The 16,879-nt window shown below is 54.6% G+C and carries 30 protein-coding genes; all 30 read left to right on the top strand.

Annotated elements, in window-relative coordinates; genetic code table 11:
• The first annotated feature begins 31 nt into the window (after positions 1-31).
• The 30 genes from tuf to NUV89_RS02265 all read left to right on the top strand — a co-directional run bounded on the left by tuf (position 32) and on the right by NUV89_RS02265 (position 16,770).
• Positions 32-1,225, top strand: a complete 1,194-nt coding sequence (gene tuf, locus NUV89_RS02410; protein WP_017736669.1) for an elongation factor Tu — start codon at positions 32-34, stop codon at positions 1,223-1,225.
• 157 nt (positions 1,226-1,382) lie between these two features.
• Positions 1,383-1,694 (top strand): 30S ribosomal protein S10, encoded by a 312-nt coding sequence (rpsJ, locus tag NUV89_RS02405; protein WP_003186070.1) that lies wholly within the window; start codon positions 1,383-1,385, stop codon positions 1,692-1,694.
• An 81-nt stretch (positions 1,695-1,775) separates the two neighbouring features.
• A complete protein-coding gene (gene rplC / locus NUV89_RS02400; RefSeq protein WP_003194649.1) occupies positions 1,776-2,411 on the top strand; it encodes a 50S ribosomal protein L3 in 636 nt (211 codons plus the stop codon).
• A 12-nt stretch (positions 2,412-2,423) separates the two neighbouring features.
• Entirely contained in the window at positions 2,424-3,026 is a 603-nt protein-coding gene (rplD, locus tag NUV89_RS02395) for a 50S ribosomal protein L4 (protein WP_003176424.1), read from the top strand.
• Positions 3,023-3,322 carry a 50S ribosomal protein L23 gene (gene rplW / locus NUV89_RS02390; protein ID WP_002555488.1) on the top strand — a complete coding sequence of 100 codons (300 nt, stop codon included), beginning with the start codon at positions 3,023-3,025 and terminating at the stop codon, positions 3,320-3,322. The genes rplD and rplW overlap by 4 nt, the downstream gene beginning before the upstream one ends.
• Positions 3,323-3,336: 14 nt before the next feature.
• Positions 3,337-4,161, top strand: coding sequence for a 50S ribosomal protein L2 (gene rplB, locus NUV89_RS02385; RefSeq protein WP_003176423.1), 825 nt, complete (start codon positions 3,337-3,339; stop codon positions 4,159-4,161).
• A gap of 16 nt (positions 4,162-4,177) precedes the next feature.
• Positions 4,178-4,453: a 30S ribosomal protein S19 gene (gene rpsS, locus NUV89_RS02380; RefSeq protein ID WP_002555486.1), complete on the top strand. Its 276-nt coding sequence runs from the start codon at positions 4,178-4,180 to the stop codon at positions 4,451-4,453.
• 11 nt (positions 4,454-4,464) lie between these two features.
• Positions 4,465-4,797 (top strand): 50S ribosomal protein L22, encoded by a 333-nt coding sequence (rplV, locus tag NUV89_RS02375; protein ID WP_003103908.1) that lies wholly within the window; start codon positions 4,465-4,467, stop codon positions 4,795-4,797.
• A 13-nt stretch (positions 4,798-4,810) separates the two neighbouring features.
• Complete coding sequence (rpsC, locus tag NUV89_RS02370) at positions 4,811-5,497, top strand: 30S ribosomal protein S3 (RefSeq protein WP_003176422.1); 687 nt, start codon at positions 4,811-4,813, stop codon at positions 5,495-5,497.
• 12 nt (positions 5,498-5,509) lie between these two features.
• On the top strand, positions 5,510-5,923 hold the full coding sequence (gene rplP, locus NUV89_RS02365; RefSeq protein WP_017736665.1) for a 50S ribosomal protein L16: 414 nt from the start codon (positions 5,510-5,512) through the stop codon (positions 5,921-5,923).
• Complete coding sequence (gene rpmC, locus NUV89_RS02360) at positions 5,923-6,114, top strand: 50S ribosomal protein L29 (RefSeq protein WP_002555481.1); 192 nt, start codon at positions 5,923-5,925, stop codon at positions 6,112-6,114. Before rplP ends, rpmC begins: the two co-directional genes overlap by 1 nt.
• Before the next feature lie 2 nt (positions 6,115-6,116).
• Positions 6,117-6,383, top strand: a complete 267-nt coding sequence (gene rpsQ, locus NUV89_RS02355; protein WP_003176419.1) for a 30S ribosomal protein S17 — start codon at positions 6,117-6,119, stop codon at positions 6,381-6,383.
• A gap of 23 nt (positions 6,384-6,406) precedes the next feature.
• Positions 6,407-6,775 (top strand): 50S ribosomal protein L14, encoded by a 369-nt coding sequence (rplN, locus tag NUV89_RS02350; RefSeq protein ID WP_002555479.1) that lies wholly within the window; start codon positions 6,407-6,409, stop codon positions 6,773-6,775.
• A gap of 11 nt (positions 6,776-6,786) precedes the next feature.
• Positions 6,787-7,101, top strand: a complete 315-nt coding sequence (gene rplX / locus NUV89_RS02345) for a 50S ribosomal protein L24 (RefSeq protein WP_003176416.1) — start codon at positions 6,787-6,789, stop codon at positions 7,099-7,101.
• A gap of 22 nt (positions 7,102-7,123) precedes the next feature.
• A complete protein-coding gene (gene rplE, locus NUV89_RS02340; RefSeq protein ID WP_003194642.1) occupies positions 7,124-7,663 on the top strand; it encodes a 50S ribosomal protein L5 in 540 nt (179 codons plus the stop codon).
• Between the two features lie 13 nt (positions 7,664-7,676).
• Entirely contained in the window at positions 7,677-7,982 is a 306-nt protein-coding gene (rpsN, locus tag NUV89_RS02335; RefSeq protein ID WP_003176414.1) for a 30S ribosomal protein S14, read from the top strand.
• A gap of 206 nt (positions 7,983-8,188) precedes the next feature.
• Positions 8,189-8,581, top strand: coding sequence for a 30S ribosomal protein S8 (rpsH, locus tag NUV89_RS02330; RefSeq protein WP_003176413.1), 393 nt, complete (start codon positions 8,189-8,191; stop codon positions 8,579-8,581).
• Between the two features lie 12 nt (positions 8,582-8,593).
• Positions 8,594-9,127, top strand: coding sequence for a 50S ribosomal protein L6 (gene rplF / locus NUV89_RS02325; RefSeq protein ID WP_003176412.1), 534 nt, complete (start codon positions 8,594-8,596; stop codon positions 9,125-9,127).
• 10 nt (positions 9,128-9,137) lie between these two features.
• Positions 9,138-9,488, top strand: coding sequence for a 50S ribosomal protein L18 (rplR, locus tag NUV89_RS02320; RefSeq protein WP_017736664.1), 351 nt, complete (start codon positions 9,138-9,140; stop codon positions 9,486-9,488).
• A gap of 3 nt (positions 9,489-9,491) precedes the next feature.
• Positions 9,492-9,992, top strand: coding sequence for a 30S ribosomal protein S5 (gene rpsE / locus NUV89_RS02315; protein ID WP_003176409.1), 501 nt, complete (start codon positions 9,492-9,494; stop codon positions 9,990-9,992).
• Between the two features lie 2 nt (positions 9,993-9,994).
• Entirely contained in the window at positions 9,995-10,171 is a 177-nt protein-coding gene (gene rpmD / locus NUV89_RS02310) for a 50S ribosomal protein L30 (protein WP_003186033.1), read from the top strand.
• 3 nt (positions 10,172-10,174) lie between these two features.
• On the top strand, positions 10,175-10,612 hold the full coding sequence (rplO, locus tag NUV89_RS02305; RefSeq protein WP_003176407.1) for a 50S ribosomal protein L15: 438 nt from the start codon (positions 10,175-10,177) through the stop codon (positions 10,610-10,612).
• Complete coding sequence (gene secY / locus NUV89_RS02300) at positions 10,613-11,941, top strand: preprotein translocase subunit SecY (protein ID WP_017736663.1); 1,329 nt, start codon at positions 10,613-10,615, stop codon at positions 11,939-11,941.
• A 28-nt stretch (positions 11,942-11,969) separates the two neighbouring features.
• A complete protein-coding gene (rpmJ, locus tag NUV89_RS02295; RefSeq protein ID WP_002555468.1) occupies positions 11,970-12,086 on the top strand; it encodes a 50S ribosomal protein L36 in 117 nt (38 codons plus the stop codon).
• 129 nt (positions 12,087-12,215) lie between these two features.
• Positions 12,216-12,572, top strand: a complete 357-nt coding sequence (gene rpsM / locus NUV89_RS02290) for a 30S ribosomal protein S13 (RefSeq protein ID WP_003194635.1) — start codon at positions 12,216-12,218, stop codon at positions 12,570-12,572.
• Between the two features lie 30 nt (positions 12,573-12,602).
• Positions 12,603-12,992 carry a 30S ribosomal protein S11 gene (gene rpsK, locus NUV89_RS02285; protein WP_002555466.1) on the top strand — a complete coding sequence of 130 codons (390 nt, stop codon included), beginning with the start codon at positions 12,603-12,605 and terminating at the stop codon, positions 12,990-12,992.
• A gap of 18 nt (positions 12,993-13,010) precedes the next feature.
• Entirely contained in the window at positions 13,011-13,631 is a 621-nt protein-coding gene (rpsD, locus tag NUV89_RS02280; RefSeq protein ID WP_003210056.1) for a 30S ribosomal protein S4, read from the top strand.
• A 22-nt stretch (positions 13,632-13,653) separates the two neighbouring features.
• Positions 13,654-14,655 carry a DNA-directed RNA polymerase subunit alpha gene (locus NUV89_RS02275; protein ID WP_003176403.1) on the top strand — a complete coding sequence of 334 codons (1,002 nt, stop codon included), beginning with the start codon at positions 13,654-13,656 and terminating at the stop codon, positions 14,653-14,655.
• 41 nt (positions 14,656-14,696) lie between these two features.
• Positions 14,697-15,083 (top strand): 50S ribosomal protein L17, encoded by a 387-nt coding sequence (gene rplQ, locus NUV89_RS02270; RefSeq protein WP_003176402.1) that lies wholly within the window; start codon positions 14,697-14,699, stop codon positions 15,081-15,083.
• 238 nt (positions 15,084-15,321) lie between these two features.
• Positions 15,322-16,770 carry a catalase gene (locus NUV89_RS02265; RefSeq protein WP_257780144.1) on the top strand — a complete coding sequence of 483 codons (1,449 nt, stop codon included), beginning with the start codon at positions 15,322-15,324 and terminating at the stop codon, positions 16,768-16,770.
• Positions 16,771-16,879 lie beyond the last annotated feature (109 nt).

The raw sequence follows: 16,879 nt of genomic DNA, 5'->3' as shown, positions 1-16,879 counted from the left end.
TTCAGCCCGTTTAGGCTAGGAGTTAATTGTCGTGGCTAAAGAAAAATTTGATCGTTCCCTACCGCACGTAAACGTTGGCACCATCGGCCACGTTGACCACGGTAAAACCACTCTGACCGCAGCTCTGACTCGCGTTTGCTCCGAAGTATTCGGTTCTGCAATCGTTGACTTCGATAAGATCGACAGCGCTCCAGAAGAAAAAGCTCGTGGTATCACCATCAACACCGCGCACGTCGAGTACAACTCGAAGATTCGTCACTACGCTCACGTTGACTGCCCAGGTCACGCTGACTATGTGAAGAACATGATCACCGGTGCTGCCCAAATGGACGGCGCGATCCTGGTTTGCTCGGCCGCTGATGGTCCGATGCCACAAACCCGTGAGCACATCCTGCTGTCCCGTCAGGTAGGCGTTCCGTACATCGTGGTTTTCCTGAACAAGGCTGACCTGGTAGACGACGCTGAGCTGCTGGAACTGGTTGAGATGGAAGTGCGCGATCTGCTGAGCACTTACGACTTCCCAGGTGACGACACTCCGATCATCATCGGTTCTGCTCGTATGGCTCTGGAAGGCAAAGACGACAACGAAATGGGCACCACTGCCGTTCGTAAGCTGGTTGAAACTCTGGATACCTACATCCCAGAACCAGTTCGTCTGACCGACAAGCCGTTCCTGATGCCAATCGAAGACGTGTTCTCGATCTCAGGTCGCGGTACTGTTGTGACTGGTCGTATCGAGCGCGGTATCGTTCGCGTTCAAGATCCACTGGAAATCGTTGGTCTGCGTGATACCACCGTCACCACCTGCACCGGTGTTGAAATGTTCCGTAAACTGCTCGACGAAGGTCGTGCTGGCGAGAACTGCGGCGTTCTGCTGCGTGGTACCAAGCGTGACGACGTTGAGCGTGGCCAGGTTCTGGTTAAGCCAGGCACCGTTAAGCCGCACACCAAGTTCACCGCAGAAGTCTACGTTCTGAGCAAAGAAGAAGGCGGTCGTCACACTCCGTTCTTCAAAGGCTACCGTCCTCAGTTCTACTTCCGTACTACTGACGTAACTGGTAACTGCCAGCTGCCAGAAGGCGTTGAAATGGTAATGCCAGGTGATAACATCCAAATGGAAGTTACCCTGATCAAAACCATCGCAATGGAAGACGGTCTGCGCTTCGCTATTCGTGAAGGCGGCCGTACCGTTGGTGCTGGTGTTGTAGCTAAAATCATCGAGTAAGCTCTTTTTTGAGTTAGCTTGATGCTTTGAAAAAGGCCCCCGCTCAGCGGGGGCTTTTTTATTGGGTTGACACCTATCTGGGGCGTCTATAGAATTGCGCCTCCTTTTAACGGGCGTATTGCGCTCGCTGGGAATAGCAGCCGGAGTCTGAAATCCAATGCAAAATCAGCAAATCCGTATCAGGTTGAAGGCTTTTGACCATCGCCTGATCGACCAATCCACCCAGGAAATCGTGGAAACCGCGAAACGTACTGGTGCACAAGTGCGTGGTCCAATTCCACTGCCTACCCGTAAAGAGCGGTTCACCGTTCTGGTCTCCCCGCACGTCAACAAAGACGCGCGTGACCAGTACGAGATCCGTACTCATAAGCGCGTTCTGGACATCGTCCAGCCAACGGATAAAACCGTTGATGCACTTATGAAGCTTGATCTGGCGGCCGGTGTGGAAGTACAGATCAGCCTCGGCTAAGACTTGGGTCTTAGTCGTGTAACGCTCTGAAATGGGCGGCCATAGCGGGTGAAAGCCCCGTACACTCATGAGGTTTACAACATGACTATTGGTGTAGTCGGTCGTAAATGCGGTATGACCCGTATTTTCACCGAAGAAGGTGTCTCCATTCCGGTCACGGTCATTGAGATCGAACCGAATCGCGTCACCCAGTTCAAAACTGAAGAAACCGATGGCTATCGTGCAGTGCAAGTCACTGTCGGCGAGCGTCGTGCTTCGCGCGTGACTGCTGCTCAAGCAGGTCACTTCGCAAAAGCAAACGTTGCAGCTGGTCGTACTGTTATGGAGTTCCGTCTTGAAGATGGCGACTACCAGGCTGGCGATCTGATCAACGCTGAAATCTTCGCCGCTGGTCAACTGGTTGATGTAACCGGTCAGTCCAAGGGTAAAGGCTTCCAGGGTACGATCAAGCGTTGGAATTTCCGTGGCCAAGACAACACTCACGGTAACTCCGTTTCCCACCGCGTCCCGGGCTCTATTGGCCAGTGCCAGACTCCTGGTCGTGTATTCAAGGGCAAAAAAATGTCCGGTCATATGGGCGCTGAGCGCGTGACCGTGCAGTCCCTCGAAGTAGTGCGCGTCGACGCTGAACGCAATCTGTTGTTGGTCAAGGGTGCTGTTCCTGGCGCTACTGGCGGCAACCTGGTTGTACGTCCAGCGGCCAAGGCTCGCGGTTAAGGGGAAGCTGACATGCAATTAAATGTAAATGACGCTCAAGCGATCGAAGTTTCCGAACTGACATTTGGCGGCGAATTCAACGAGACGCTCGTTCACCAAGCAGTCGTGGCCTACATGGCCGGCGGCCGTCAAGGTAGCAAGCAGCAAAAGACCCGTTCCGACGTACGTGGTGGCGGTAAGCGCCCTTGGCGTCAGAAAGGCACTGGCCGTGCTCGTGCCGGTACTATCCGTAGCCCAATCTGGCGTGGCGGCGGTACCACTTTCGCAGCTCGTCCACAGGATCACTCTCAGAAGCTCAACAAGAAGATGTACCGCGCAGCACTGCGCTCCATCCTTGCTGAACTCGTGCGTACTGATCGTCTGGTCGTGGTTCAGGACTTCGCTGTTGAAAGTCCAAAAACCAAAGATCTGCTGGGCAAGCTGAACAACATGAGCCTGACCGACGTTTTGATCGTGTCTGAAGCTGTTGATCAGAACCTGTACCTGGCTGCTCGCAACCTGCCACACGTTGATGTACGTGACGTGCAAGGTTCCGATCCAGTTAGTCTGATCGCATACGACAAGGTGTTGATCACCGTGTCGGCCGTGAAGAAATTCGAGGAGCTGCTGGGATGAACCAGGAACGCGTATTTAAAGTTCTGCTTGGCCCGCACGTTTCCGAAAAGGCTACGGTTCTGGCTGACAAGAAAGGCCAGTTCGTTTTCAAGGTTGCAACTGACGCAACCAAGCTGGAAATCAAGAAGGCCGTCGAAAGCCTGTTCAGCGTGAAAGTAGAGCGTGTTACTACCCTGAATGTTCTGGGTAAGAGCAAGCGCACTGCTCGCGGTCTGGGCAAGCGTAATGACTGGAAGAAGGCAGTTATCTCCCTTCAACCAGGCCAAGATCTCGATTTCAGCAGCAGTGCTGAGTAAGGAAGGGGTGCATCATGGCAATCGTTAAATGCAAACCGACTTCCCCTGGCCGCCGTTTTGTGGTCAAGGTGGTCAACCAGGAGCTGCATAAAGGCGCTCCTCACGCACCGCTGCTCGAGAAAAAATCGAAGACTGGTGGTCGTAACAACAATGGTCGTATTACCACTCGTCACATCGGTGGTGGCCATAAGCAGCATTATCGTCTGGTCGATTTCCGTCGCAACGACAAAGATGGCATCTCTGCCACTGTCGAGCGTATCGAATACGATCCAAACCGTACTGCTCACATCGCTCTGCTGCTGTACGCAGATGGCGAGCGTCGCTACATCATCGCCCCTAAAGGCGTGAGCGCTGGCGACCAGCTGATCGCAGGTGCCCTGGCACCGATCAAGCCGGGCAACGCTCTGCAACTGCGTAACATTCCAGTTGGTAGCACCGTACACGGCATCGAATTGAAGCCAGGTAAAGGCGCACAGATCGCTCGTTCCGCTGGTGCTTCGGCTCAGCTGATCGCTCGTGAAGGTGTCTACGTGACCCTGCGTCTGCGTTCTGGTGAGATGCGTAAAGTGCTGGCTGAATGCCGCGCGACCCTGGGCGAAGTCTCGAACTCCGAGCACAGCCTGCGTTCGCTGGGTAAAGCTGGTGCCAAACGCTGGCGTGGCGTTCGCCCAACCGTTCGTGGTGTTGCCATGAACCCGGTTGACCACCCACACGGTGGTGGTGAAGGTCGTACCTCTGGTGGTCGTCATCCGGTATCGCCATGGGGCTTCCCGACTAAGGGCGCGAAGACTCGTGGTAATAAGCGTACCGACAAAATGATCGTCCGTCGTCGCAAGTAAATAGAGGGATACGACAGTGCCACGTTCTCTGAAAAAAGGTCCTTTTATTGATCTTCACCTACTGAAGAAGATCGAAGTGGCGGCGGAAAAGAATGATCGCAAACCGGTGAAAACCTGGTCGCGTCGTTCGATGATCCTGCCACAAATGGTCGGTCTGACCATCGCAGTACACAACGGTCGTCAACACGTCCCAGTTCTCGTTAACGAAGACATGGTCGGCCACAAACTGGGCGAGTTTGCCGGTACCCGCACTTATCGTGGGCACGTGGCAGACAAGAAAGCCAAGCGTTAAGGGGTTAGGAAATGGAAGTAGCCGCTAAGTTGTCGGGCGCTCGAATCTCCGCCCAGAAAGCCCGCTTGGTCGCCGACCAGATCCGCGGGAAGAAGGTGGGCGAAGCGCTCAACCTGTTGGCTTTCAGCAGTAAGAAAGCCGCCGAGATCATGAAGAAAGTGCTGGAGTCGGCCGTAGCCAACGCCGAGCATAACGAAGGCGCAGACGTTGATGACCTGAAGGTCAGCACCGTTTTCGTCAACGAAGGGCGTTCGCTGAAGCGCATCATGCCACGTGCCAAAGGCCGTGCTGATCGCATCGTCAAGCGGTCTTGCCATATCACTGTCAAGGTTGCTGACAAGTAACGGAGTCGAAGAGATGGGTCAGAAAGTACATCCCATTGGCATTCGCCTGGGAATCGTCAAGGAGCACACCTCCGTCTGGTACGCAGACGGTCGGACTTATGCGGACTATTTGTTCGCTGATCTGAAGGTGCGTGAGTATCTCCAAGACAAACTAAAAAGCGCGTCCGTAAGCCGTATCGATATCCATCGTCCGGCGCAAACTGCACGTATCACCATCCACACCGCTCGTCCAGGTATTGTTATCGGGAAGAAAGGTGAAGATGTTGAGAAACTGCGTCAGGACCTGACCAAGCAAATGGGTGTGCCTGTGCACATCAATATCGAAGAGATCCGTAAGCCGGAGCTCGACGGTATGCTGGTTGCGCAGAGCGTAGCTCAGCAGCTGGAGCGTCGCGTAATGTTCCGTCGCGCTATGAAGCGCGCCGTACAGAACGCCATGCGCATTGGTGCCAAAGGCATCAAAATCCAAGTGAGCGGTCGTCTCGGCGGTGCTGAAATCGCACGTACTGAATGGTATCGCGAAGGTCGTGTGCCACTGCACACCCTGCGTGCCGACATCGACTATGCCAACTACGAAGCTCACACCACTTACGGTGTGATCGGTGTAAAGGTTTGGATCTTCAAAGGCGAAGTAATTGGTGGTCGCCAAGAAGAACTGAAACCACAAGCACCAGCGCCTCGTAAAAAAGCTGCTAAGTAAGGGGTACGCCAAATGTTGCAACCTAAGCGTACGAAGTTCCGCAAGCAGATGACAGGCCACAACCGTGGTCTGGCTCAGCGCGGTAGCAAAGTCAGCTTCGGCGAGTTCGCGCTGAAGTCTGTAGCTCGTGGTCGTCTCACCGCTCGTCAGATCGAGTCAGCGCGTCGTGCTCTGACCCGTCACGTTAAACGTGGCGGCAAGATCTGGATCCGTGTATTCCCGGACAAGCCGATCTCCAAGAAGCCTCTCGAAGTGCGGATGGGTAAAGGTAAGGGTAACGTGGAATATTGGGTTGCCCAGATTCAGCCAGGCAAAGTCCTGTATGAAATCGAGGGTGTTACTGAAGAGCTGGCGCGTGAGGCTTTCGCCCTGGCTGCTGCAAAGCTGCCGCTCGCCACCTCCTTTGTTAAACGGACGGTGATGTGATGAAAGCGAATGAACTTCGTGAAAAATCCGCACAGCAGCTGAACGAGCAACTGCTCGGCTTGCTGCGCGACCAGTTCAATCTGCGTATGCAGAAAGCAACTGGCCAGTTGGGGCAGTCTCATCTGCTCTCGCAAGTTAAGCGTGACATCGCTCGCGTGAAGACTGTGCTCAACCAGCAGGCAGGTAAGTGATCATGGCTGAAGCCGAAAAGACTGTCCGTACGCTGACTGGCCGTGTTGTCAGCGACAAGATGGACAAAACCATCACCGTTTTGATCGAGCGTCGCGTTAAGCACCCGATCTACGGTAAATATGTTAAGCGTTCGACTAAGCTGCACGCGCACGACGAAACCAATCAGTGCCACATCGGCGACAAAGTCACTATTCGTGAAACTCGTCCGCTGGCCAAGACCAAGTCTTGGGCACTGGTTGATGTTCTCGAACGCGCTGTGGAAGTCTAAGGACTAGGGGTCGGAGAAATTATATGATTCAGACTCAATCCATGCTCGATGTGGCCGATAACAGCGGCGCTCGCCGTGTTATGTGCATCAAGGTGCTGGGTGGCTCCCATCGTCGTTACGCTGGTATCGGTGACATCATCAAGGTTACCGTGAAGGAAGCAATTCCTCGCGGTAAAGTGAAAAAAGGCCAAGTGATGACTGCTGTTGTAGTCCGCACTCGTCACGGCGTACGTCGTGCTGATGGCTCCATTATCCGCTTTGATGGCAACGCTGCTGTTCTTCTGAACAACAAGCAAGAGCCGATCGGCACCCGTATCTTTGGGCCAGTGACCCGTGAACTTCGTACTGAGAAGTTCATGAAGATCGTCTCGCTCGCCCCAGAAGTGCTGTAAGGAGATCCGACATGCAAAAGATTCGTCGTGACGACGAGATCATCGTGATCGCCGGCAAAGACAAAGGTAAGCGCGGTAAGGTGCTTAAGGTTCTCGCCAATAACCGTCTGGTTATCGGTGGTCTGAACCTGGTTAAGCGTCATACCAAGCCTAACCCGATGTCGGGCGTGCAGGGCGGTATCGTCGAGAAAGAAGCTCCGCTGGATGCTTCTAACGTCGCCATCTTCAACGGCGAAACCAACAAGGCTGACCGCGTTGGTTTCAAAGTAGAAGACGGTAAGAAAATTCGTGTCTTCAAGTCGACCCAAAAAGCGGTTGATGCTTGAACACTGCTAGGTAGATTAGACCATGGCACGACTACAAGAGATTTACCGGAAGGAAATCGCCCCTAAGCTTAAGGAAGAACTTAAGCTTGGGAACGTGATGGAAGTTCCGCGCGTTACCAAAATCACCCTGAACATGGGTCTGGGCGAAGCGATCGGCGACAAAAAAGTCATCGAGCACGCTGTTGCTGACCTGGAAAAGATCACCGGCCAGAAAGTCGTTGTGACCTACGCTCGGAAATCCATCGCTGGCTTTAAAGTCCGTGAAGGTTGGCCGATCGGCGTCAAAGTGACCCTGCGCCGTGAGCGTATGTACGAGTTCCTGGATCGTCTGCTGTCGATCTCCCTGCCTCGGGTTCGCGACTTCCGCGGCCTGAATGCCAAGTCCTTCGATGGTCGTGGTAACTACAGCATGGGCGTGAAAGAGCAGATCATCTTCCCGGAAATCGACTACGACAAGATCGATGCTCTCCGCGGTCTGGACATCACCCTGACCACCACTGCCAAGAACGATGATGAAGGTCGCGCCCTGTTGCGTGCTTTCAAATTCCCGTTCCGCAACTGATTGGAGTAGGACCATGGCCAAGATGAGCATGAAAAACCGCGAGCTGAAGCGTCAGCTCACGGTTGCCAAGTACGCCAAGAAGCGTGCAGCACTGAAAGCAATCATCGTTGATCTGAACGCAAGTCCAGAAGCGCGTTGGGAAGCTACAGTAGCTCTGCAGAAGCAGCCACGTGACGCAAGCGCTTCGCGCATGCGTAACCGCTGCCGCCTGACCGGTCGTCCACACGGCGTTTACCGCAAGTTCGGCCTCGGCCGTAACAAACTGCGTGAAGCGGCAATGCGTGGTGACGTACCAGGTCTGGTTAAAGCCAGCTGGTAAGTACTTTCAACGTCCTGGTGGTCGGAATCGCAAGATACGGACCACCGGTGGCCTTGAATCTGGAACAAGCCCCTTTTGGGGCTTGTTTCATTTCCGGAGTGTGTCTAAAATACGCGGCTCGCCTGAGCCCGTGTTTTTTACCCGGAGATTCTCGGCGACATATGTAGCCGCAAGGCTAATTTTTTTGTATTAGGAGCGTCTAGCCCATGAGTATGCAGGACCCGTTAGCGGACATGCTAACTCGTATCCGTAATGCCCAGATGGCTGAAAAGTCCGTCGTAAGCATGCCATCTTCCAAGTTGAAGGTAGCTGTTGCCAAAGTCCTGAAAGACGAAGGCTACATTGCGGGTTATCAGATCAGCAGCGAAATCAAACCACTGCTGTCCATCGAGCTGAAGTACTTCGAAGGCCGTTCGGTCATCGAGGAAGTGAAGCGCGTTAGCCGTCCAGGCCTGCGTCAGTACAAGTCCGCTGAAGATCTGCCGAAAGTTCGTGGCGGTCTGGGCGTGTCTATCGTCTCCACCAACAAAGGTGTGATGACGGATCGTGCTGCGCGCGCTGCCGGTGTCGGCGGCGAAGTTCTTTGCACTGTGTTCTAAGGGGGGATAAGCATGTCTCGCGTCGCTAAGAACCCCGTTAAGCTGCCAGCCGGTGTCGAAGTAAAATTCGCAGGCCAACAGCTTTCGGTGAAGGGTGCCAAGGGTACTCTTGAACTGAACATCCATTCGTCCGTTGAGATCGTTGAAGAAGCTGGTGAGCTGCGTTTCGCTGCTCGCAATGGCGATCAACAAACTCGCGCAATGGCCGGTACCACGCGTGCGTTGGTAAACAACATGGTCCAAGGCGTAAGCCAAGGCTTCGAGCGTAAGCTCCAGCTGGTCGGTGTTGGTTACAAAGCGCAAGCAAAAGGCACGGTTTTGAACCTGGCCCTTGGCTTCTCGCACCCAGTGGATTACGAACTGCCGGAAGGCATCACCGCTGAGACTCCTAGCCAGACCGATATCCTGATCAAGGGCATCGATAAGCAACTGGTAGGTCAAGTGGCTGCTGAGATCCGCGACTTCCGTCCACCAGAGCCGTACAAAGGCAAAGGTGTGCGCTACGCGGACGAAGTCGTCCGTCGTAAAGAAGCCAAGAAGAAGTAGGGCATAGCAAATGACCGACAAAAAAGTTACTCGACTGCGTCGCGCTCGCAAAGCACGCCTGAAAATGCACGAACTCGAAGTCGTGCGTCTCTGCGTGTTCCGCTCGTCGCAGCACATCTACGCCCAGGTCATCTCGGCCGACGGCAACAAAGTCCTGGCAAGCGCCTCGACTTTGGATAAAGAACTGCGTGATGGTGCCACTGGCAACATCGACGCGGCCACTAAGGTTGGCCAGCTGGTCGCTACGCGTGCTAAGGCCGCTGGCGTCTCGCAAGTGGCTTTCGACCGCTCTGGCTTCAAGTACCACGGTCGCGTGAAAGCGCTGGCTGATGGCGCTCGTGAAGCTGGGCTGGAGTTCTAAGTTATGTCAAATAACGACCAAAAGCGCGACGAAGGCTACATTGAGAAGCTGGTTCAAGTTAACCGCGTAGCCAAAACCGTTAAAGGCGGCCGTATCTTCACTTTCACCGCGTTGACCGTGGTTGGTGATGGTAAAGGGCGTGTTGGCTTCGGCCGTGGCAAGTCGCGTGAAGTGCCTGCTGCGATCCAGAAGGCAATGGAAGCTGCTCGCCGCAACATGATCCAAGTTGACTTGAACGGCACCACCCTGCAGTACGCAATGAAGTCCGCCCATGGCGCTTCGAAGGTGTACATGCAGCCTGCTTCTGAAGGTACCGGTATCATCGCTGGCGGCGCTATGCGTGCTGTCCTCGAGGTTGCTGGCGTCCAGAACGTTCTGGCCAAGTGCTACGGCTCGACTAACCCGGTAAACGTGGTTCACGCCACTTTCAAAGGTTTGAAAGCTATGCAATCTCCTGAGTCCATCGCTGCGAAGCGTGGTCTGACTGTCAAGGAGATCTTCTGATCATGGCTACCGTTAAAGTAACGCTGATCAAGAGCATGACCGGCCGCATCCCTAACCACAAACTGTGCGTTAAGGGTCTGGGTCTGCGTCGCATCGGTCACACTGTAGAAGTACTTGATACTCCCGAGAATCGCGGGATGATCAACAAGGCTTACTACATGCTGCGTGTAGAGGGTTAATCGATGAAACTCAATGATCTGAGTCCAGCGCCGGGTTCCCGTCGCGAAAAGCATCGTCCGGGCCGTGGTATCGGTAGCGGTTTGGGTAAGACTGGTGGCCGTGGCCACAAAGGTCAAACCTCCCGTTCCGGTGGCACCATCGCTCCAGGCTTTGAAGGCGGTCAACAGCCGCTGCATCGTCGCCTGCCTAAGTTCGGTTTCGTTTCCCTGAAAGCCATGGATCGCGCAGAAGTGCGTCTGTCCGAGCTGGCTAAAGTGGAAGGCGACATCGTTACTGTGCAGACCCTGAAAGATGCCAACGTGATTAACGTCAACGTACAGCGTGTGAAAATCATGCTGTCCGGTGAAGTGACTCGCGCTGTCACTATCGGCAAGGGAATCGGCGCCACCAAAGGTGCGCGTTCGGCTATCGAAGCAGCTGGCGGCAAGTTCGAGGAATAAATGGCTAAGCAAGGTGCTCTCTCAGCGCTCGGCAAAGGCGGTATGTCTGAACTTTGGGCTCGTCTGCGTTTTCTGTTCCTGGCGATTATCGTCTACCGAATAGGCGCACACATCCCGGTTCCAGGTATCAACCCGGACCGACTCGCAGACCTGTTTCGACAGAATGAGGGGACCATTCTTAGCTTGTTCAACATGTTTTCCGGCGGCGCGCTGGAACGGATGAGCATCTTTGCACTGGGGATCATGCCGTACATTTCGGCATCGATCATCATGCAGCTGATGACCGCCGTCAGCCCGCAGCTGGAGCAGTTGAAGAAGGAAGGTGAAGCTGGCCGTCGCAAGATTAGCCAGTACACCCGCTACGGCACTGTCGCTCTCGCTCTGGTCCAGGCTATCGGCATGTCCGTTGGCCTGGCCGGGCAGGGTGTTGCGTTCACTGGTGACTTTGGCTTCCATTTCGTCGCGGTATCCACGTTTGTGGCTGGTGCGATGTTCATGATGTGGCTGGGTGAGCAGATTACTGAGCGTGGTGTTGGTAACGGTATCTCGATGTTGATTTTCGCAGGTATCGTCGCCGGTCTTCCGAGAGCAATCGGGCAGTCTTTCGAGTCTGCACGTCAGGGTGATATCAATATCTTTGCCCTGGTTGCCATCGGTTTGCTGGCAGTAGCGATTATCGGTTTTGTGGTGTTCATTGAGCGTGGCCAGCGTCGTATTGCTGTTCACTACGCCAAGCGTCAGCAGGGCCGTAAGGTCTTCGCTGCGCAGACCAGCCACTTGCCGCTGAAAGTGAATATGGCCGGTGTTATCCCGGCAATTTTCGCGAGCAGCATTTTGCTGTTTCCGGCTTCGTTGGGTACCTGGTTTGGTCAGTCTGAAAATATGGGCTGGCTGCAGGACCTCTCTCAGTCGATCGCTCCTGGTCAGCCGTTGAATATTCTGCTGTTTAGTGCAGGGATTATTTTCTTCTGCTTCTTCTATACGGCGTTGATGTTCAATCCGAAAGACGTAGCGGAAAACCTGAAGAAGTCCGGTGCCTTTATTCCGGGTATTCGTCCAGGTGAGCAGTCGGCACGCTACATTGATGGCGTTCTGACTCGTTTGACCCTGTTCGGTGCTCTATATATGACGGCCGTGTGCTTGTTGCCCCAGTTCCTGGTGGTTGCAGCAAACGTTCCGTTCTACCTTGGCGGGACCTCGTTGCTGATCGTCGTCGTGGTTGTGATGGACTTCATGTCCCAAGTACAATCGCACCTCGTTTCGCACCAGTACGAATCCCTGATGAAGAAAGCCAACCTGAAGGGCTACGGCAGCGGCATGTTGCGCTGAGTACCCCATAAGGTTCGAGGAGTTGGTGATGAAAGTTCGTGCATCGGTGAAAAAGCTGTGCCGTAACTGCAAGATTATTCGCCGCGAAGGTGTTGTTCGAGTAATTTGCAGCGCGGAACCGCGTCACAAACAGCGCCAAGGCTGAGTGTGATCCGCTTGAAGCCCGGCAGCTAGTGCGCTGCCGGGTTGATTATTTGTTATTACAGCGATATTATCTCGCGCCCTATTTCTTGGCTTCCGGGGCGTAGGTAGCTGTCAATTGGAGTCCCACTGAATGGCCCGTATTGCAGGCGTTAACATTCCAGATAACAAGCACACTGTTATCTCGCTGACCTACATCTATGGTGTTGGTCGCACAACTGCGCAGAAGATTTGCGCGGTCGCTGGGGTAAACCCAGCCGCTAAGATCAAGGATCTGAGCGACGAGCAGATTGAACAGCTGCGTGGCGAAGTGGCGAAGTTCACCACTGAAGGTGACCTGCGTCGCGAAATCAACATGAAAATCAAGCGTTTGATGGACCTCGGTTGCTATCGCGGTCTGCGTCATCGTCGTGGTCTTCCAGTACGCGGTCAGCGTACCAAGACTAACGCGCGTACCCGTAAAGGTCCGCGTAAGCCGATCCGCAAGTAATCGCCCCAGCGAATCGACAGGAAAATTATCATGGCAAAACCTGCTGCTCGTCCTCGTAAAAAAGTTAAAAAGACAGTGGTTGATGGCATCGCCCACATCCATGCTTCTTTTAACAACACAATCGTGACCATCACCGACCGTCAAGGTAACGCGCTGTCTTGGGCTACCTCTGGTGGTTCGGGTTTCCGCGGTTCCCGCAAGTCCACCCCGTTTGCTGCTCAAGTAGCTGCTGAACGTGCTGGTCAAGCTGCGCTGGAATACGGCCTGAAAAACCTCGACGTTAACGTCAAAGGTCCAGGTCCAGGTCGTGAGTCTGCTGTCCGTGCTTTGAACGGCTGTGGCTATAAGATCGCCAGCATCACCGACGTGACGCCAATCCCGCACAACGGGTGCCGTCCGCCGAAGAAGCGCCGCGTGTAATCCAGGAGATTGTAAAGAATGGCTCGTTACATTGGTCCAAAATGCAAACTCGCTCGTCGCGAAGGCACCGATCTCTTCCTGAAGAGCGGCGTGCGCGCGATCGAATCGAAGTGCAACATTGAAGCAGCACCTGGTATCCACGGCCAACGCCGCGGTCGCCAGTCCGACTACGGCACCCAACTGCGTGAAAAGCAGAAGGTCCGTCGTATCTACGGCGTTCTCGAGCGTCAGTTCAGCGGCTACTACAAAGAAGCTGCTGGCAAGAAAGGTGCAACCGGTGAAAACCTGCTGCAACTGCTCGAATGCCGTCTGGACAACGTTGTATACCGTATGGGCTTTGGTTCGACTCGTGCCGAATCCCGTCAGCTGGTATCGCACAAATCCGTCAGCGTAAACGGCCAAACCGTTAACGTCCCGTCCTACCAGGTTCGTGCTGGTGACGTGGTCGCGATTCGCGAGAAAGCAAAAAACCAACTTCGCATTGTCCAAGCTCTCGATCTGTGTGCCCAACGTGGCCGCGTAGAATGGGTAGAAGTAGACACTGAGAAGAAGTCGGGCGTTTTCAAGAACGTTCCTGCTCGCAGTGATCTGTCCGCCGACATCAACGAAAGCCTGATTGTCGAGCTCTACTCCAAGTAAGGGCTAGAAAATAGGTGCATCCATGCAGATTTCGGTAAATGAGTTCCTGACACCCCGCCACATTGATGTGCAGGTTGTCAGTCCAACCCGCGCCAAGATCACTCTCGAGCCTCTCGAGCGTGGTTTTGGCCACACCCTGGGCAACGCGCTGCGCCGCATCCTGTTGTCCTCAATGCCCGGCTGTGCAGTAGTCGAGGCCGAGATTGACGGTGTGCTCCACGAGTACAGCGCCATCGAAGGTGTACAGGAAGACGTAATTGAAATCCTGTTGAACCTTAAAGGTCTGGCTATCAAGCTGCACGGCCGTGACGAAGTTACGCTGACCTTGTCGAAGAAGGGTTCGGGGGTGGTTACCGCTGCCGATATTCAGCTGGATCATGATGTCGAGATCGTTAACCCCGATCACGTAATCGCTAACCTGGCGTCTAACGGCGCCCTGAACATGAAGCTCACCGTAGCTCGTGGTCGTGGTTATGAACCGGCCGACTCGCGTCAGAGCGATGAAGACGAAAGCCGCAGCATTGGTCGCTTGCAGCTTGACTCTTCGTTCAGCCCGGTTCGCCGTATCGCATACGTGGTGGAAAACGCCCGTGTCGAACAGCGTACTAACCTGGACAAGCTGGTTATTGATCTGGAAACCAACGGTACTCTGGATCCTGAAGAGGCTATCCGCCGCGCTGCAACCATTCTGCAACAGCAGTTGGCTGCGTTCGTCGACCTCAAGGGTGACAGCGAACCAGTGGTAATCGAGCAGGAAGACGAGATCGATCCGATCCTGCTTCGCCCGGTTGACGATCTGGAACTGACTGTACGTTCGGCTAACTGCCTTAAGGCGGAAAACATTTACTACATCGGCGACCTGATTCAGCGTACCGAAGTAGAACTGTTGAAGACTCCGAACCTGGGCAAGAAATCCTTGACTGAAATCAAGGACGTTCTGGCCTCCCGCGGTCTGTCCCTCGGCATGCGCCTCGACAACTGGCCGCCTGCAAGTCTTAAGAAGGACGACAAGGCGACTGCCTGATCGTCGTAATCACCGAACGTGAGTTTGGTAAGGAATGAACCATGCGTCATCGTAAAAGTGGTCGTCACCTGAGCCGTACCAGCTCGCACCGCAAGGCCATGTTTCAAAACATGGCGGTGTCGCTGTTCGAGCACGAGCTGATCAAAACTACACTGCCGAAAGCTAAAGAACTGCGTCGCGTTGCTGAGCCGCTGATCACTTTGGCCAAGACAGACAGCCTGGCTAACCGCCGTCTGGCTTTCGACCGTACTCGTTCGAAAGCTATCGTTGGTAAGCTCTTCAACGACCTGGGCAAGCGTTACGCTACCCGTGAGGGTGGCTACCTGCGCATCCTCAAGTGCGGTTTCCGCGCTGGCGACAACGCGCCTATGGCGTACGTCGAGTTGGTTGATCGTGCTACTGCCGGCGAAGCTGTAAGCGCCGAGTAAGACGTCAAGCTGTAACGAAGAACCGGGCCTAGTGCCCGGTTTTTTGTGCGCGTAACAAAAGCGCGATTTGTACAAGCTTCACCAGGTTGCGCTCGGCACCATGGCCGTTGGAGTTGTTGGTAGTAATTTTCTATTGATGTCCGCAATTTAATGAATTTGTGGGTGTCATGTTGATGGTCAATACTCTCCACCAAGCCGATTAGCCGGCAGTTCCAAGTCCGACCTGAGGAATACGCACATGAGCCAGAATAAAATCCTTACGACCGCCAGCGGTGCTCCCGTTGCGGACAACCAGAATTCCCGTTCCGCTGGCCCGCGCGGCCCGTTGTTGCTCGACGATTTTCACCTGATCGAGAAGCTTGCTCACTTCAATCGTGAAAATATTCCTGAGCGTCGTGTGCACGCCAAGGGTTCGGGTGCTTACGGTACCTTCACGGTCACCCAAGATATTACCCAGTACACCAGTGCCAAGCTGTTCGAGTCCGTGGGCAAGCAGACCCCGACCTTTCTGCGATTCTCCACTGTAGGCGGCGAGCGCGGTTCGGCTGATACCGAGCGTGACCCACGTGGCTTCGCGTTGAAGTTCTACACCGAAGAAGGCAACTGGGACATCGTGGGTAACAATACCCCTGTGTTCTTCATCCGCGACCCGCTTAAGTTTCCAGATTTCATCCACACTCAAAAGCGCTTGGCGCAAAGCAACTTGAAAAGCGCGCAAATGATGTGGGACTTCTGGTCGCACTCTCCAGAGGCGCTGCACCAGGTCACCATCCTGTTTTCCGACCGCGGTATCCCAGACGGCTACCGCCACATGCACGGCTTCGGCAGCCACACCTACAGCTTGATTAACGCCCAGGGCGAACGTCACTGGGTGAAGTGGCACTACAAAACCAAGCAGGGCATCAAGAACCTGGCGCCGGCTGAAGCTGCACGCTTGGCCGGTACGGACCCTGATTACGCTCAGCGTGACCTGTTTGGTGCGATCGAGCGCGGTGACTTCCCGAAATGGCGCGTCTGCATCCAGATCATGACGGAGGCTCAGGCGAATGCTCACTACGAGAACCCCTTTGACGTGACCAAAACTTGGTCGCAGAAGGAATTCCCGTTGATCGAAGTTGGGGAGCTGGAGCTCAACCGCAACCCACAGAACTACTTCGCCGAAGTCGAGCAGGCGGCGTTCGGCCCAAGCAATATGGTTCCAGGCGTGGGCCTGTCGCCAGACCGCATGCTGCAGGGCCGTGTTTTCGCCTATGCCGATGCCCATCGCTACCGTGTCGGCACCAACCACCAGCAACTGCCGGTGAACGCTCCTCTGAGTCCGGTGAACAGCTACCAGCGTGACGGTTCGATGGCATTCGGCCCCAACGGTGGTGCTGCTCCTAACTATGAGCCCAACAGCTACGCCGACGCGCCTAAACAAGCGCCTCAGTACGCCGAGCCTGCGCTGGCCCTGAGCGGTGCCGCGGATCGCTACGATCACCGCGAAGACACCGATTACTACAGCCACGCTGGCGCACTGTTCCGCCTGATGAACGATGAGCAGAAAGCATTGCTCACGGGCAACATCGCCGGTGCGATGGCGGGTGTGACAAGTGATGTGGTTCAGCGTCAACTGGCGCACTTCTACAAGGCAGACCCTGCTTATGGAGACGCAATCGCAAAGGCATTGGGTGTATCGCTTAACTGACTCTAAACGATAAGCAGAACCGCCCTCATTTGGGCGGTTTTTGCGTTAAATCAGCTACTTTTCTCCGGAAATCTTCACTTTTCTGCCGTTGATCCCGTGACCTCCGGGT

The organism is Pseudomonas sp. 18.1.10, assembly GCF_024655625.1.
Classification (GTDB): domain Bacteria; phylum Pseudomonadota; class Gammaproteobacteria; order Pseudomonadales; family Pseudomonadaceae; genus Aquipseudomonas.
Note: the sequence above shows the minus strand (reverse complement) of the source record. Positions and strands in the feature narration are given on the sequence as shown.